14 protein-coding genes and 1 pseudogene are annotated in these 16,294 nt (G+C 67.2%); 6 read left to right on the forward strand and 9 right to left on the reverse strand.

Going from position 1 to position 16,294, the window contains the following annotated elements; translation table 11 throughout:
- Positions 1–45 precede the first annotated feature (45 nt).
- Entirely contained in the window at positions 46–1,269 is a 1,224-nt protein-coding gene (locus G6N10_RS13565; protein WP_085092959.1) for an N-acetylmuramoyl-L-alanine amidase, read from the forward strand.
- A gap of 31 nt (positions 1,270–1,300) precedes the next feature.
- Here the strand turns inward: G6N10_RS13565 and G6N10_RS13570 are convergent, their stop codons facing one another.
- The 9 genes and pseudogenes from G6N10_RS13570 to rpmH all read right to left on the reverse strand — a co-directional run bounded on the left by G6N10_RS13570 (position 1,301) and on the right by rpmH (position 8,514).
- Entirely contained in the window at positions 1,301–2,050 is a 750-nt protein-coding gene (locus G6N10_RS13570; protein ID WP_109750388.1) for an acetyltransferase, read from the reverse strand.
- Between the two features lie 228 nt (positions 2,051–2,278).
- The gene (locus G6N10_RS13575) at positions 2,279–3,313 is read right to left on the reverse strand and encodes a ParB/RepB/Spo0J family partition protein (RefSeq protein ID WP_085092955.1); all 1,035 of its coding nucleotides are present in this window, start codon (positions 3,311–3,313) and stop codon (positions 2,279–2,281) included.
- A complete protein-coding gene (locus G6N10_RS13580; RefSeq protein ID WP_085092953.1) occupies positions 3,310–4,260 on the reverse strand; it encodes a ParA family protein in 951 nt (316 codons plus the stop codon). The genes G6N10_RS13575 and G6N10_RS13580 overlap by 4 nt, the downstream gene beginning before the upstream one ends.
- On the reverse strand, positions 4,257–4,943 hold the full coding sequence (gene rsmG, locus G6N10_RS13585) for a 16S rRNA (guanine(527)-N(7))-methyltransferase RsmG (RefSeq protein ID WP_085092951.1): 687 nt from the start codon (positions 4,941–4,943) through the stop codon (positions 4,257–4,259). Before rsmG ends, G6N10_RS13580 begins: the two co-directional genes overlap by 4 nt.
- A 51-nt stretch (positions 4,944–4,994) precedes the next feature.
- Positions 4,995–5,516: a Jag family protein gene (locus G6N10_RS13590; protein ID WP_234810434.1), complete on the reverse strand. Its 522-nt coding sequence runs from the start codon at positions 5,514–5,516 to the stop codon at positions 4,995–4,997.
- Between the two features lie 1,166 nt (positions 5,517–6,682).
- A pseudogene (gene yidC / locus G6N10_RS20730) lies at positions 6,683–7,681 on the reverse strand (membrane protein insertase YidC); the annotation flags it as partial.
- Positions 7,674–7,994 (reverse strand): membrane protein insertion efficiency factor YidD, encoded by a 321-nt coding sequence (gene yidD / locus G6N10_RS13600; RefSeq protein WP_085092947.1) that lies wholly within the window; start codon positions 7,992–7,994, stop codon positions 7,674–7,676. The gene yidD and the pseudogene yidC, both read right to left, overlap by 8 nt.
- Positions 7,991–8,347: a ribonuclease P protein component gene (gene rnpA / locus G6N10_RS13605; protein WP_085092945.1), complete on the reverse strand. Its 357-nt coding sequence runs from the start codon at positions 8,345–8,347 to the stop codon at positions 7,991–7,993. Before rnpA ends, yidD begins: the two co-directional genes overlap by 4 nt.
- A gap of 23 nt (positions 8,348–8,370) precedes the next feature.
- The gene (gene rpmH / locus G6N10_RS13610) at positions 8,371–8,514 is read right to left on the reverse strand and encodes a 50S ribosomal protein L34 (protein WP_073695092.1); all 144 of its coding nucleotides are present in this window, start codon (positions 8,512–8,514) and stop codon (positions 8,371–8,373) included.
- A gap of 501 nt (positions 8,515–9,015) precedes the next feature.
- On the opposite strand from rpmH, the gene dnaA reads away from it, so the two are divergent.
- The 5 genes from dnaA to gyrB all read left to right on the forward strand — a co-directional run bounded on the left by dnaA (position 9,016) and on the right by gyrB (position 16,288).
- On the forward strand, positions 9,016–10,476 hold the full coding sequence (dnaA, locus tag G6N10_RS13615; protein ID WP_085092943.1) for a chromosomal replication initiator protein DnaA: 1,461 nt from the start codon (positions 9,016–9,018) through the stop codon (positions 10,474–10,476).
- Between the two features lie 632 nt (positions 10,477–11,108).
- A complete protein-coding gene (dnaN, locus tag G6N10_RS13620; RefSeq protein WP_085092941.1) occupies positions 11,109–12,296 on the forward strand; it encodes a DNA polymerase III subunit beta in 1,188 nt (395 codons plus the stop codon).
- A gap of 18 nt (positions 12,297–12,314) precedes the next feature.
- Complete coding sequence (gene recF / locus G6N10_RS13625) at positions 12,315–13,466, forward strand: DNA replication/repair protein RecF (RefSeq protein WP_085092939.1); 1,152 nt, start codon at positions 12,315–12,317, stop codon at positions 13,464–13,466.
- Positions 13,467–13,473: 7 nt separating this feature from the next.
- Positions 13,474–14,046 carry a DUF721 family protein gene (locus G6N10_RS13630; protein WP_085092937.1) on the forward strand — a complete coding sequence of 191 codons (573 nt, stop codon included), beginning with the start codon at positions 13,474–13,476 and terminating at the stop codon, positions 14,044–14,046.
- 214 nt (positions 14,047–14,260) lie between these two features.
- Positions 14,261–16,288 (forward strand): DNA topoisomerase (ATP-hydrolyzing) subunit B, encoded by a 2,028-nt coding sequence (gene gyrB, locus G6N10_RS13635; protein ID WP_085092935.1) that lies wholly within the window; start codon positions 14,261–14,263, stop codon positions 16,286–16,288.
- Positions 16,289–16,294 lie beyond the last annotated feature (6 nt).

Consider the following 16,294-nt stretch of genomic DNA (forward strand, 5'->3'; position numbering starts at 1 on the left):
GGAGGCAACGCCGGCCGCTGACCGTACGTGACCGAAGGGCGTGAGATGCCAGACCAGCCTCGCGGAGATGCCGAACAGCTGGTGCGGGTGGGTACCCGCGGGGTGGCCGTACTGCGGATCCGTGAGGCGCTCATCGGCCTGGGCCTGATGAACAACCCCGAGGTGCAGCCGGTCACCGGTCAGCACCTCGCGCTGGACATCTTCGACGCCGAGCTTGACCACGCGGTCCGTGATTTCCAGCAGCGCCGCGGTCTGCTCGTCGACGGGATCGTCGGCCCGGCCACCTTCCGCGCGCTGAAGGAAGCCTCCTACCGTCTCGGAGCCCGGATCCTGGCGCATCAGTTCGGCAGCCCGATGTACGGCGACGACGTCGGCACCCTGCAGAGCCGACTGCAGGATCTCGGTTTCTATTCCGGCGTGCTGGACGGCTATTTCGGTCTGCAGACCCACAATTCGCTGATGTCGTATCAGCGCGAGTACGGCCTGTCACCGGACGGCGTCTGCGGTCCAGAAACCCTGCGCTCGCTGTATTTCCTGGCGTCGCGGGTGTCCGGCGGCTCGCTGCACGGCATTCACTCCGAGGAGATGGTCCGGCGCTCCGGCCCGCAGCTCTCCGGCAAGCGGATCATCATCGATCCGGGCCGCGGCGGTAGCGATCACGGCCTCATCTCCCAAGGCCCGGCCGGTCCGATCAGCGAGGCGGACCTGCTGTGGGATCTGGCCAGCCGGCTGGAGGGCCGGATGACGGCGATCGGGATGGACACCTTCCTGTCCCGCCCGAGCAACCGCTGTCCGGCCGATCCGCAGCGCGCCGCCTTCGCCAACGACATCGGCGCGGACCTGATGATCAGCCTGCGCTGCGAGACCCAGGCCAGCCCGGCGCCCAACGGTGTGGCGTCGTTTTACTTCGGCAACTCGCGAGGCTCGGTGTCCACGATCGGGCAGAATCTCGCCGACTTCATCCAGCGGGAAGTGGTGGCGCGTACCGGTTTACGCGATTGCCGCAGTCACGGCCGGACCTGGGATCTGCTCCGGCTGACCCGAATGCCCACCGTCCAGGTCGACATCGGCTACATCACCAATCCCCGGGACCGGTCGCTGCTGGTCACCCCGCAGACCCGCGACGCGATCGCGGAGGGCATCCTGGCGGCGGTCAAGCGGTTGTACCTGCTCGGCAAAAACGACCGGCCCACCGGAACCTTCACCTTTGCCGAACTGCTGGCCCACGAGATGTCGGTGGACCAGGCCGGCCGGATCAGCGGATCCTGAAGGCCGTTTCGCAGTTGAGCTGACGTGCGAGTCAGCTGACCTGCGAGTCTTCCCGCGCGCCAACGCCTTCCACCAATCCCGCGCCGACCGTCTCGAGACGGTCACGCTCCAGCAACATTTCGAGCGCGGCCTCGACCTCGGCCTTCCAGCCCAGCCCCTTGTCGAGCTCCAACCGCAGCCGGGGGAAGTACTGGTGCGGGGAAACCACCTCGAACCCGACGTCTTGCAGGAACTCAGCCTCGATCATGCACCGGTCGAATCGGCAGTCCCCCAACGACTTCACCGCGTCGGCCGACTCGCCGGACAGCCCGGCGACGCCGAGTTCCGTTGCGGCGGCGGTGCGCCCAAACGCCTCCAGTGCGCGTACGCCGCGCCGCATCAGCCCGGTCACCACGGCCGACACCAGATCCTCGGCCAGTCCGTCACGCTGACCGGGTTCCACGCCGAACGAAGTCAGCAGCACCGCGTCGGCGCTCACCGGTCCGGTCGAAAAACGCTGCGCGCGGGGTACCGCGTGCGGCGGGGAGTAGAGCGCGAACCCACTGCAGGCCGGTGACTCGATCCGGCCCGGTTGCCCGGCGGCGGGCACGGCGACCTGGCCGCAGGATCCCCACTCCAGCATCACCATCGAGAGCCAGGCTTCCTTCTCGAACTCCGGATCGCTCAACCGATCCTCGGCGCCGAGGGTGTCCGGATCGACCTCCCAGAACACGCACCGCCGGGCATGCTTGGGGAGTCGCTCGAACGCCTCGAGTGCCAGGGGCACAATGCGAGCCGACACTTGGAATCCGGGCCTTTCCATCACGTTCTCGGGCGACGGCGCGACCGCGCCCGCGCACGACAACTCCTCCAGGATAGGAGAGCGCACCGGGGTCCTGCCAGCGGAACGGCGCCCCGAATCGGTGAGATGTGTCCCGATTCAGGGGCCGTCACAGTGACGTAACCGCCCCGGGTGACCGGATCGGGGTTCGCACGGCGTAAAAATGCCGAAATCGCCCCCCGCATCCGGTCATTGGCCGGCTTGATCCATCAACTCGACGATCCGCTGGAGGTCGTCGACCGAGCCGAACTCGACGACGATCTTGCCCTTGCGCTTGCCCAGGCTGACCGTCACCCGGGTGTCGAACGCACCCGACAGCCGCTCGGCGACGTCCTGCAGGCCGGGCATGTGAATCGGGTTGCGGCGCTTGGGCGTCGGCGCGGCCGGACCGGACTGATTCGCCACGGTCACCGCCTCCTCGGTCGCCCGCACCGAGAGCCCCTCGGCGACGATCCGCGCGGCCAGTTCCTCCTGCGCCTCTGGGCCGGCCTCCAGGGCGAGCAGCGCGCGGGCGTGGCCCGCGGACAGCACACCCGCGGCCACCCGGCGCTGCACCGGGATGGGCAGCCGAAGCAACCGGATCATGTTGGTGATCAGCGGCCGGGACCGTCCGATTCGGGTGGCGAGTTCCTCGTGGGTGACCCCGAACTCGTCCAGCAGCTGCTGGTAGGCCGCCGCCTCTTCCAGCGGATTGAGCTGTACCCGGTGAATGTTCTCCAGCAGGGCGTCGCGCAGCATGTTGTCATCGGCGGTTTCCCGCACGATGGCGGGGATGATGGTCAGCTCGGCGACCTGCGAGGCCCGCCACCGCCGCTCCCCCATCACGATCTCGTAGCGCACCGGGTCGGCGCCGTCGATCGGCGCCGGGCGCTCGGCCTCCGGAATCTCCCGGACCACGATGGGCTGCATCAGCCCGAACTCGCGAATCGAGTGCACCAGCTCGGCGAGCGCCTCGTCGTCGAAGACCTGGCGGGGCTGGCGCGGGTTCGGCCGAATCTCCGCCGGTCCGAGCTCGCGGTACACCGCCCCGACCAGCTCCTCGGCCGGGACGGTCTGCGCGGCGCGCGCGGCCTCGGCCGCCGGCCCGCCAATCACCACGTCGGCGGCGGCCGCGCCCAACCGGGGCCCGGTGGTCGCGGCATCCCCCGGATCGGCCGGCCCGGTCGGAATCAGCGAGGCCAGGCCTCGGCCCAGGCCACCCTTGCGGCGTGACGGACTGCTCATGGTCGTCCCTTCCCCTCTGACACGGCCCGTTCCGCGAGTTCGCGGCTGGCGTCGAGATAGCTCATCGCGCCCCGAGATCCGGGGTCGTAGTCGATGATCGTCATGCTATAGCCCGGCGCCTCAGACACCTTCACGCTGCGCGGGATGACGGTGCGCAGCACCTTGTCGCCGAAGTAACGGCGGACCTCGTCGGCCACCTGGTCGGCGAGCTTGGTCCGGCCGTCGTACATGGTCAGCACCACGGTGGTGACCTCGAGTTGCGGGTTCAGGTGCGCCTTCACCAGATTGATGTTGTTCATCAGCTGCGACACCCCCTCCAGCGCGTAGTACTCGCACTGGATCGGGATCAGCACTTCGCGGGCCGCGACGAGCGCGTTGATCGTGAGCAGGCCCAGCGAGGGCGGGCAGTCGATGAACACGTAGTCGAAGTCGGTGCCCTCCAGCGCGGCCAGCGCGCCGCGCAGCCGATTCTCCCGCGCCACCATGCTGACGAGCTCGATCTCCGCGCCGGCCAGGTCGATGGTCGCCGGTACGCAGAACAGCCTCGGATTGTGCGGGCTGGGGAGGATCGCCTCGTGCAGCGCCAGCTCGCCGATCAGCACCTCATACGACGACGGGGTGCCCGGCTGGCGACGATCGATGCCCAGCGCGGTGCTGGCGTTGCCCTGCGGATCGAGGTCGATCACCAGCGTCTTGAGTCCCTGCAGCGCCAACGCGGCGGCGAGGTTCACCGTGGTCGTGGTCTTACCGACCCCACCCTTTTGATTCGCCACGGTGAACACCCGCAGATGCGGGGGCCGCGGCAGCCGCCGGTTCTTGTGCAGAACCTGGGTGGCCCGCTGCGCCGCCGCGGCGATCGGGGTGTCGAACTCCGATTCCCCTGTCCATGTTTCACGTGAAACACGGTCCCCGCGCTTGCCCGCGCGGCCTCCGCCCGGTGCGCTCATCGTTGTCTCCTCGCCGTCCCTCGGGACTGCCGTTTACCAACCGGACTCCGGCCGGAACGCCGCGCAACCACCACGGTTGCCGGCGGATCAAGAAGTTCCCCACCACATTGATGCACTGCCAGATCGACCGCGCCGAGCGCGGTCATCGCCGCCCGCTGCTCTTCCAGCTCCAGGCCGGCCCGCTCCCCCTTCATGGCCAGCATCCGGCCGCCCACCCGCAGCAGTGGCAGCGACCACGCACAGAGTTTATCCAGCGCCGCCACCGCGCGCGACGTCACCGAATCGAAAGGCTCCAGACCGGCACCCGCCTCCGGGGCCCGGCCGCGGACGACCTCGGCGCTCAGGCCGAGTTCGGCAACAACCTCCTCCAGGAAGGAGGTTCGCCGGGCCAACGGTTCGATCAGCACCACCCGCAGATCCGGGCGCGCGATCGCCAGCGGGATTCCGGGCAGACCGGCGCCGCTGCCGATGTCGGCGACCCGCTCGTCCTCGGCGATCAACTCTGCCACGACGGCGCTGTTGAGCACATGGCGTTCCCAGAGCCGGTCCGCCTCCCGCGGGCCGATCAGCCCGCGTTCCACACCGGCGGTCCCCAGCAGCTCGACATAGCGCTCGGCCAGCTCCAACCGGCCCCCAAATAGCGTCGCCGCCGCGTCCGGTGCGTCGTGTTTCACGTGAAACATCTCCTGCTTTCTCCGGTCCGCGGCGGCGAACTACAGCTATGTAATTCTGCGTCAGTCGACGAGGATGACGACCCGTCGTGCCGGCTCAACGCCCTCGCTCTCGCTGTGCACCCCGTCAACGACGGCGACCGCGTCGTGAACGATCTTCCGCTCGAACGGCGTCATCGGAGCGAGCCGCTCACGCTCGCCGGTTTCCAGCACCCGACGCGCCAGCTTATCGCCCAGCGCCGCCAGCTCCTCACGCCGACGACGGCGCCACCCGGCGATGTCGAGCATCAGCCGACTGCGCTCACCGGTCTTCTGATGCACCGCCAGCCGGGTGAGCTCCTGCAGGGCGTCGAGCACCTCACCCTTGCGGCCCACCAGCTTGCCCAAGTCCTCGCCGCCGTCGATGCTGACGACGGCGCGGCTGCCCTCGACGTCCAGATCGATGTCGCCGTCGAAGTCCAGCAGGTCCAGCAGCTCCTCCAGGTAGTCCCCGGCGATCTCACCCTCGGCGACCAGACGATCCTCGGGATCGCTCCCGGAATCCTCGGCCGTCTCCGCGGCGTCGTCCACCCCGCCGTCTTCCATCCCGGCGTCTTCCGCCGCGGATTCCTCGATCTCGAGTTCGCTCTGCTCGGTATCCATCACGATCAGCTCCTCATCTTCCGATACATCTGTGGTCAGCCCCTCTTCTTGGTGCCCTTGGCGGGCCCGCCGCGGCGGCCTCCGGCCCGTTTTCCACCCCGCTGGCCCTGCGGGCCGCGGGCGTTCGCAGCACCCTTACCCGCAGCACCTTTGCCCGCGGTGCCCTTTCCGGCACTGCTCGGTTCGGTCGCGGCGGCAGCCTCGATCGCAGCGACCGGCTCCGGCGCGGCCTCCAGCGCCGGGACGTCGTCCTCGGCGAACAGGTTCGTCGACGCCTCGGCGGACGCCCGGATCCCGGCGTCGCGAACCTGCGCGGACACCTCCTCGGTGCTGTCGCCGAGGTACAGGTTGGCGACCTGCTGCAGCGCGGCCTCGTACAGCCGGCGCAGCGTCTTGGCGGCCTCGCTGTCCTCACCGAGTTCGCGGGCCGCCTCGGCGGCCAGCTCACGCAGCTTCGACACCCCGCGGCCGGCCTCCTCGGCCCGCTGACGGCTGGCGGCGCGGTCACGCATCCGGCCCTTGCCCCGGCCGGCCGCCGCGATCATCAGCAACCGGGCATGTACCAGCGCACCGCCCGGCCGGTATCCACCGGGCAGCACAATGCCGCCCGGGGCGTCCTCATCCGGCCAGCCGCCGACGGCGTCCCAGACCTCCAGCGCGCGGCGGGCCTGCGCGGCCGCCGCATCGTTGCGGCCCATCCGGTGCAGCGCGGCCGCGGCCTGCAGGTGGATCCGGAACCGCAGATCCTGATCGAGATCGGCGTAGTTCCGATCCCACAGCGCCAACAGGGCCTCGTCGTCGGTGACCCGCTGGGAGACCTTTTCCCACTCCCCCAGTCGGTAGGCGGCGTCGATCTCCACCGCGCGCATCTCGACGAAGCCGGCCAGATCTTCCCGGCCCGGGTCCTGGTCGAGGACTTCCTTGATCATCGGGGTGGCGCGCTCGGAGGCGTAGAGCCGGCGCTGATTGACCTCGACGCGGCCGGTGTCGGCCAGTTCCGGCCGCTCACAGAGCCAGTCGGCGACCTCCGCGGCCAACCCGCCGGGACGCTGATCGCCGCCGGCGGTGCGCAGGCGGTTCTTGTCCAGATAGGTGATGACCCGCTCCGCAGTATCCAGCCCCTGCTTCTTCTGGCCGCTGTCGTACTGACTGACCGCCTTGCGGAACTCCGCGAGCGGATCCATCTTCGCCGGCACAGTGATCGGCTTCTGCCCCGGCCGCGGCGCGTTGGCCTTGGTGGCGGCCTTCTTCCGCTCCAGCGCCTCGGCCTCTTCGTGCTCGATCTTGCCGAAGACGTAGTGCTGCTGGCCGAACGTCCAGATGTTGTTGGAGAACCAGTACAGAATGATGGCCAGCGGCAGGAACGGCCCGCCGACGACGACGCCGAGCGGGAACACGTACAGCGCGAGCTTGTTCATCATCGCGGTCTGCGGGTTCGCCGCCGCCTCCGGGCTCTGGCGCTCCACCGACGCTCGGCTGTTGAAGTAGGTCGCGATGCCCGCGGCGATCATGATCGGCACACCGACGGCGATCACCGCGCCGCGGCTGAAGACCTCGAAGGCCTCCAAGCCGGAGGTCTGGATCATCGTGCCGCCCAGCGGTGCGCCGAACAGATTCGCGCTGAGGAAGTTGCGGACATCCTCGGCGGAGAAGAAGTAGTTCGCCGTGTTGGCGTTGTCCTCGACGGTCAACTTGGTCAGACCAAAACCACCGACAGTCCGGTTGAAGGACCGCAGCACGTGGAACAGACCGATGAACACCGGCACCTGCGCCAGCATCGGCAGACAGCCCAGCAGCGGGTTGAAGTTGTGTTCGCGCTGGAGCTTCTGCATCTCCTGCGCCATCTTCTGGCGGTCCTTGCCGTACTTCTTCTGCAGCGCCTTGATCTGCGGTTGCAGCTCCTGCATCTGCCGGGTCGTCCGGATCTGCTTGACGAACGGCTTGTAGAGCAGCGCGCGCAGGGTGAACACCAGGAACATCACCGACAATGCCCAGGCGAAGAAGTTCGTCGGCCCGAGCAGGAAGCCGAACAACTTGTACCAGAGCCACATGATCCCCGACACCGGGTAATACACGTAGTCCAGGCTGAACCAGTTGAAATTAGACATGGAACTCGTTCCTGTCGTCGAGACCCCGACGACTCTCTGGGACCGCAACCGCGGGCTCAGGGATCGGATCCCATCCGCCGCGATGCCATGGACCGCACTTGGCCAGACGGATCGCCGTCAACCAGGTGCCGCGAAACAATCCGTGCGCAACCAACGCCTCCACCGCGTAGCTGCTACAGGTCGGGGTGAACCGACAGGTCGGCAGCCGCATCGGAGAGATCATGTGCCGATACAGTTCGATCAGATAGACCAGCACGCACACCGCCAGGCCCGGTCGGGCCGGCGCCGCATCCTCGTCCTGCCGATTCGTCATGTCCGAATCCGGCGGCGAAGTCCGACGCGAAGCTGGCGTTCCAGATCCGCAGATGAGCTGTCCCGACTGCCCGGGAGTGCCCGGATCACCAGTCGATCGTCGGGCTCAAGTTCGGTCAGCAACCCGGCCATCACATGGCGGAGCCGGCGCGACACCCGGTGTCGAACGACCGCATTCCCGACGGACTTGCCGACGACGAGCCCCACGCGTGGACCCGGCGCGTCGTTCGCGTCGGAAGAAACCGCACCGCGATACAGATGCAGCACCACATCGGGTTGCCCGGCCCGAACACCGTTCTTGACGGTGTGGCCAAACTCGGTGGACCGCGTCATCCGGTGCTGAGCTGGGAGCACAGTCCCCGCCTGCCCGGCTGCGATCAGGCGGTCAGCGAGCGACGGCCCTTGCCGCGCCGAGCGGACACGATGGCGCGTCCGGCACGAGTGCGCATCCGCAGCCGGAATCCGTGCACCCGCGCACGACGCCGGTTGTTCGGCTGGAAGGTCCGCTTGCCCTTGGCCACGGCTGTGTCTCCTCGTCAACATTCTGGCGACCAGTCCCCCAGCGGCACATCACCGCTGAGCAACCAGGCCGCCGCTTTCCAAGCTTCGCGCGTCCCGCTCGCTAACCGGCGCGGTCCCCGAGAAGTCTCGGGTCGCAGCCGTATCGCCCATGGGCGGGCGACTGTTCGAGGGTACTTAGGCCTGTTCGCCCGGTCAAACCACGCCGCGACGACCTCGGGGAACACCGGCAATTGTTACCGATCGGTTGGCAGCCCGAGACAAACCTGTTAGCTTCTGCCAGATCGCTTTTCAACGAAGCGTCCACACAACTCCATGACGATGCCAGCCCACCGGCCGATATCCGTGTCACCGCAGGTCACAGCGTGTGTCGCATGAAATCGCCCGGCTCCTCCGATACCGGTGGCACAACTGTCCACACCTGTGGATAACCTTGTGGACGAATGTTCGTCTCGGACCGCGATCGGACCGGCCGAAACCACTTTGACCTAGGGGGATCACGTATGACCGATGATCCCGCCATCTCATTCGCCGTCCTGTGGACCGACGTGGTCGCCGAACTCAACGGCGACGACGGCACCGCCCCGGTCCTGACCCCGCAACAGCGCGCCTGGCTCAAGCTCGTCCGACCGTTGAACTTCGTCGAGGGCTTCGCGCTGCTTTCGGTGCCGAGCGGATTCGTGCAGAACGAAATCGAACGGCACCTGCGCAGCCACATCGTCGACGCACTCAGCCGCCGGCTCGGACAGCCCGTGGAACTCGGTGTGCGAATCGCCCCGCCGGACGCCGACGACGAGGATCCCGCGGCCTCCCCCGCCTCCGAGGACCTCGAGGAGGAGGTCCGCGACGACGACGAAGTCGACAACGCGCATGACAACTGGCCGAATCATTTCGCGCCGGATCGCAGCCAGATCGGCTCCGACGCTTCGGAGGCCAACAGCCTCAACCGTCGCTACACCTTCGACACCTTCGTCATCGGCGCGTCCAACCGGTTCGCGCACGCCGCCGCGCTGGCCATTGCCGAGGCACCGGCTCGGGCCTACAACCCGTTGTTCATCTGGGGTGAATCCGGTCTCGGCAAGACCCACCTGCTGCACGCCGCCGGCAACTACGCCCAGCGGCTCTTCCCCGAGATGCGGGTCAAGTACGTCAGCACCGAAGAATTCACCAACGACTTCATCAACTCGCTGCGCGATGACCGCAAGGTGGCGTTCAAGCGCAGCTACCGCGACATCGACATCCTGCTGATCGACGACATCCAGTTCATCGAGGGCAAGGAAGGTATCCAGGAAGAGTTCTTCCACACCTTCAACACCCTGCACAACGCCAACAAGCAGATCGTCATCTCCTCGGACCGTCCGCCCAAGAAGCTGGCCACCCTGGAGGACCGGCTGCGGACCCGCTTCGAATGGGGTCTGATCACCGACGTTCAGCCGCCCGACATCGAAACCCGCATAGCCATCCTGCGGAAGAAGGCGCAGATGGAGCGCCTGGACGTGCCCGACGACGTGCTCGAACTCATCGCCACCAGCATCGAGCGCAATATCCGTGAGCTCGAGGGCGCGTTGATCCGGGTGACCGCGTTCGCCTCGCTGAACCGCACCCAGATCGACACCGCGCTGGCCGAGATCGTGTTGCGCGACCTGATCGCCGACGCCGGCACCATCCAGATCAGCATCGCCACGATCATGGCGGCCACCGCGGAGTACTTCGACACCACCGTGGAGGAACTGCGCGGACCGGGTAAGACCCGCTCGCTAGCCCAGTCCCGGCAGATCGCGATGTACCTGTGCCGTGAGCTCACCGACCTGTCGCTGCCGAAGATCGGCCAGGCATTCGGCCGCGACCACACCACGGTGATGTACGCGCAGAAGAAGATCCTCAAGGAGATGGCGGTTCGCCAGGAGATCTTCGATCACGTCAAGGAACTCACCACCCGGATCCGGCAGCGTTCCAAGCACTGAATCGCTCCAAGCCCTGAATCGCTGCACGCCCTCAGTGGCTCCACGCCCGGAATCGGCCGCAATTCCGCGACACACCCCCACGACACGCCCAACCGTGGACGCCGCACCGGTCGCCGCGGTCAAGAAACTTCAGTCACACCCACCACAGGCGTTTGCACACCGGGGTGGGGACCGCCTGTGGACTACCGGGGGCCAATCCTGCGGGCCGGCTGTGACCAACCTGGACAACCGCCCGTCATCCACACCCACTCGCTCGGCCGCTGCGAGTTATCCCAACCGGCCACACAGTCTGATCTCCCGGTTGAACTGGGTGAACCCTGGGTTATCCCCAGATTGCACAAGGGCTAATACTGATACCGGTATATCTATCTAGATTCTTCTCAGAAGTAGCCCGTTGGGGATCAACGCCGCACAGCGGCGGCGGCCCGGGCCCGCGCCCGGCGGATCCGGGTCGGCCGATCCGCTTTCAACTTTGCGGAGAAAGCTCTACGGTTGTGATTCGATCGCCGATGTCGCCGCCAGGCGCCTCCGATCGGCGCAACCGTGGGTAATCCCCGTTCAGGTGGACTTCTTCGGCTGCGCGTTGCTCGTGATGGAAGCGAAAGGGACACTCCGTAGATGGTGGTTACACCGTGACCTCGACTGTCGGTCTGAGCGATCTCCGGTTCCGTGTCGTTCGTGAGGACTTCGCCGATGCCGTGGCCTGGGTGGCCCGCAACCTGCCGTCTCGGCCGACCGCGCCGGTGCTGGCCGGGGTGCTGCTGACCGGCACCGACAACGGCCTGGTGGTGTCCGGCTTCGACTACGAGGTCTCCGCGGAAGTTCGCGTCGCCGCTGAAATTTCCTCCCCGGGAAGCATTTTGGTCTCCGGTCGGCTGCTCTCGGACATCACCCGCGCGCTGCCGGGTAAGCCCGTCGACGTCAGCGTGGAAGGCACCCGGGTGCTGATCAGCTGCGGAAGTGCGAAGTTTTCGCTGCCCACCATGGCGGTGGAGGACTACCCGGCGCTGCCGGAGCTGCCCGAAGAGACCGGGGTGCTCTCGGCCGAGGAGTTCGCCGAGGCGATCAGCCAGGTCGCGGTCGCCGCGGGCAAGGACGACACCCTGCCGATGCTCACCGGCATCCGGATGGAGATCCTCGGCGAGACCGTGGTGCTGGCCGCCACCGACCGGTTCCGGCTTGCGGTACGGGAGCTGACCTGGTCGACCACCGGTGGCACCGAGGCCGCGGTGCTGGTGCCGGCCAAGACGCTGGCCGAGGCCGCCAAGGCCGGCGCGTCGGGCACCGAGGTGCACATCGCCCTTGGCGCCGGACCCAGTGTCGGTACCGAGGGGTTGCTCGGGATTCGCAGCGACGGCAAGCGCAGTACCACCCGGCTGCTGGACGCCGAGTTCCCGAAGTTTCGGCAGCTGCTGCCCGGTGAGCACACCGCGACCGCGACGATCAACGTCGGTGAGCTCGCCGAGGCGATCAAGCGCGTCGCGCTGGTTGCCGATCGCGGCGCCCAGGTCCGGATGGAATTCGCCGAGGATTTGCTGCGGCTGTCGGCCGGCAGCGAGGACGCCGGCCGCGCCGAGGAAGAACTCTCGGTGGAGTTCGCCGGGGAGCCGCTGACCATCGCGTTCAACCCGACCTACCTGACCGACGGCCTGGCCGCGCTGCATTCCGCGCGGGTGTCGTTCGGTTTCACCACGTCCAACAAGCCCGCGGTGCTGCGTCCGGTCGCCGATGACGCCGACCCGATCTCCGGTCCGGGGCCGTTCCCGGCGCTGGTGTCGGAGTACGTCTATCTGCTGATGCCGGTGCGGCTGCCGGGTTGATCACCCCCGGACCGGGATGTGTACGTACGTCAGCTCGCGTTGCGGGACTTTCGGTCCTGGTCCGCGGTGGATCTCGAATTGTCGCCGGGCCGAACGGTATTCGTCGGCTCCAACGGTTTTGGCAAGACGAATCTGATCGAGGCGCTGTGGTACAGCGCGACGCTCGGTTCGCACCGGGTGGCCAGTGATGCGCCGCTGATCCGGTCCGGCGCCGAGCGCGCGGTGGTCTCCACGATCGTCGTCAACGAGGGCCGCGAGCTGGCCGTCGACCTGGAGATTGTCACGGGCCGGGCCAACAAGGCCCGGTTGAACCGGTCGCCGGTGCGCAGTCCCCGCGAGGTGATCGGGGCGGTCCAGGCGGTGTTGTTCGCCCCCGAAGATCTGGCGTTGGTGCGCGGTGAACCGGGGGAACGACGGCGCTATCTCGACGACCTGGCGACGTTGCGCCGGCCGCGGATCGCCGGGGTTCGGGCGGATTACGACAAGGTGCTCAAGCAGCGCACCGCGTTGCTGAAGTCGGCGACCGGGGGCCGCTGGCACCGCGATCCCGGTGTCATCTCGACCCTGGAGGTGTGGGACCAGCAGTTGGTCGCGCACGGCGCGCAGCTGATTGCGGCCAGGCTCGAGTTGATCACCGAGCTCGCTCCGCAACTCGTCGGCGCCTATCACCGGTTGGCGCCGGCGTCGCGGGCCGCGGCCATCGGCTACCGCAGTGCGGTTCCGGCGATCGGCGAGGGAACCGCGAGTACCGTCGCGGATCTGGAAACCGCACTGCTGGAGGAACTCGCCCGTCGCAGAACTGCCGAGCTGGAGCGCGGGATATGCCTGGTCGGGCCGCATCGCGACGACCTGGAGCTGCGGCTGGGGGACCAACTCGCGAAGGGATTCGCCAGCCACGGCGAATCCTGGTCGATGGCGCTGTCGCTGCGGCTGGCCTCCTATGAACTGCTCCGCTCGGAGGGCACCGAGCCGGTCCTGCTGCTCGACGATGTGTTCGCCGAGCTCGATGTGGCGCGGCGCCGGGCGTTGGCCGAGGTCGCCGCGGCCGCCGAGCAGGTGTTGATCACCGCGGCGGTCGGCGACGACATCCCGGATAATTGGGATGCCCGCCGGATCGGCATCGACCTGCGGGATGTCGACGGACAGCGAACATCGGCGATGATCGAATGAGGTTCGGATGACTGCGGACAACGAGAACCAGCCGGGCACCGGCGCCGAGGATCCGGATGCGCCCCGGGGCATGGATCTGGTTCGCCGCGCCCTCGAGGAGGCCCGCGGTGCGGCGCGCACCCAGGGCAAGGATGTCGGTCGTGGCCGGTACTCCCCCGCCGAACCCCGGAAAGACCGCAGTTCCGGTCGGCGGCGGCGCTGGTCCGGGCCGGGCCCGGACAGCCGCGACCCACAGCCCTTCGCCTCGGCGAGCCGCGACCTGGCCAAATCACGGGGCTGGACACCACGGGTGGCGGAAGGAACGGTGCTGGGCCAGTGGTCGGTGGTGGTCGGTGAGGACATCTCCGCGCACGCCAGCCCGACCGGTCTGCGGGACGGAATACTGAGTATCACTGCGGAATCAACGGCCTGGGCCACCCAGTTGCGGCATATGCAGGCGCAACTTTTGGCCAAGATCGCCGCGGCGGTCGGGGACGGCGTGGTGACCAGCCTGCGGATCACCGGGCCGGCGGGGCCGTCCTGGCGCAAAGGGCCGCGCAGCATGCCCGGGGGTCGCGGACCCCGCGACACCTACGGCTGATTGTCCGCTGATTGCCCCGAGAACGCCGAATCGATCGATCTGAAGCGAAATGACGCACCCACCGCGGCGATAATCCGCCCACGGCGCAATTAGCGCGGTGGAAACGCGGCCTGAGCACCGGTGCTGTCGGCTGGGCACGGTAGACTATGCAGGAAACTCGCCTGCGCCGTGATCGGCCCGCAGGCCCCGTGAACTCCAAGGAGAGCGTCCGAACGTGGCTGCCCAGAAGAAGAACGCTCCCGCCGAGTACGGCGCCGACTCCATCAAGGTTCTCGAGGGTCTGGAAGCGGTCCGCAAACGTCCGGGCATGTACATCGGCTCCACCGGCGAGCGCGGTCTGCACCACCTGGTCTGGGAAGTCGTCGACAACGCGGTCGACGAGGCGATGGCCGGTTACGCCAGCAAGGTCGACGTCCGCATTCTGGAAAACGGCGGCATTCAGGTCACCGACGACGGCCGCGGCATCCCCGTCGCGATGCACGCGACCGGCATCCCGACCGTCGACGTCGTGATGACCGTGCTGCACGCCGGCGGAAAGTTCGAAGAGGGCGCCTACCAGGTTTCCGGTGGTCTGCACGGTGTCGGTGTGTCCGTCGTCAACGCGTTGTCGACGCGGCTGGAAGCCGATATCTGTAAGGACGGCCACGAGTGGTTCCAGGTTTACAACCGGTCGGTCCCCGGCACCCTGCGTCAGGGCGAGAAGACCACGAAGACCGGCAGCACCATCCGATTCTGGGCGGATCCGGACATCTTCGAGACCACCGTCTATGACTTCGAGACCATTGCGCGGCGGCTGCAGGAGATGGCCTTCCTCAACAAGGGCCTGACCATCGAACTCACCGACGAGCGGGTCACTCCCGACGAGGTGGTGGACGAGGTGGTCAGCGACACCGCCGAAGCGCCCAAGACCGCCGAGCAGCAAGAAGCCGAGAAGTCCGCGCCGCACAAGGTCAAGCACCGGGTCTTCCACTACCCCGGCGGCCTGGTCGACTACGTCAAGCACATCAACCGGACCAAGAGCCCGATTCAGCAGAGCATCATCGACTTCGAGGGCAAGGGTACCGGCCACGAGGTCGAGATCGCCATGCAGTGGAACTCCGGCTACTCCGAATCCGTGCACACCTTCGCCAACACCATCAACACCCACGAGGGCGGCACCCACGAGGAGGGCTTCCGTTCCGCGTTGACCTCGGTGGTGAACAAGTACGCCAAGGACAAGAAGCTCCTCAAGGACAAGGACCCCAACCTCTCCGGCGATGACATCCGCGAGGGACTCGCCGCGGTCATCTCGGTGAAGGTCAGCGATCCGCAGTTCGAGGGTCAGACCAAGACCAAGCTGGGTAACACCGAGGTCAAGTCGTTCGTCCAGAAGACCTGCAACGAGCAGCTCACCCACTGGTTCGAGGCAAACCCGGCTGAAGCCAAAACCGTTGTCAACAAAGCAGTTTCATCTGCCCAAGCCCGGCTCGCCGCACGTAAGGCCCGTGAATTGGTGCGGCGCAAGAGCGCAACCGATCTCGGCGGCCTGCCGGGCAAGTTGGCGGACTGCCGATCGACCGATCCGAAGCGTTCGGAACTGTACGTGGTGGAGGGCGACTCCGCCGGTGGCTCGGCCAAGAGCGGCCGCGACTCGATGTTCCAGGCGATCCTGCCGCTGCGCGGCAAGATCATCAACGTCGAAAAGTCCCGTATCGACCGGGTTTTGAAGAACACCGAAGTCCAGGCGATCATCACCGCGCTGGGCACCGGTATCCACGACGAATTCGACATCGAGAAGCTGCGCTATCACAAGATCGTGCTGATGGCCGATGCCGACGTCGACGGCCAGCACATCTCGACGCTGCTGCTCACGCTGCTGTTCCGGTTCATGCGTCCACTGATCGAGAACGGCCACGTCTATCTGGCGCAACCGCCGCTGTACAAGCTGAAATGGCAACGCCAGGAACCGGAATTCGCCTACTCCGATCGCGACCGCGACGCGCTGCTGAAGGCCGGCGCCGAGAGCGGCAAGAAGATCAACAAGGACGACGGCATTCAGCGTTACAAGGGTCTTGGTGAGATGGACGCCAAGGAACTCTGGGAGACCACCATGGATCCGTCCGTTCGGGTGCTGCGCCAGATCACCCTCGACGATGCCGCATCAGCCGACGAATTGTTCTCGATCCTGATGGGCGAGGACGTCGAGGCGCGCCGCAGCTTCATCACCCGGAACGCCAAAGACGTTCGCTTCCTTGACGTTTAACCACAT

Source organism: Mycolicibacterium fallax (assembly GCF_010726955.1).
In the GTDB taxonomy this organism is placed as follows: Bacteria; Actinomycetota; Actinomycetes; order Mycobacteriales; family Mycobacteriaceae; genus Mycobacterium; species Mycobacterium fallax.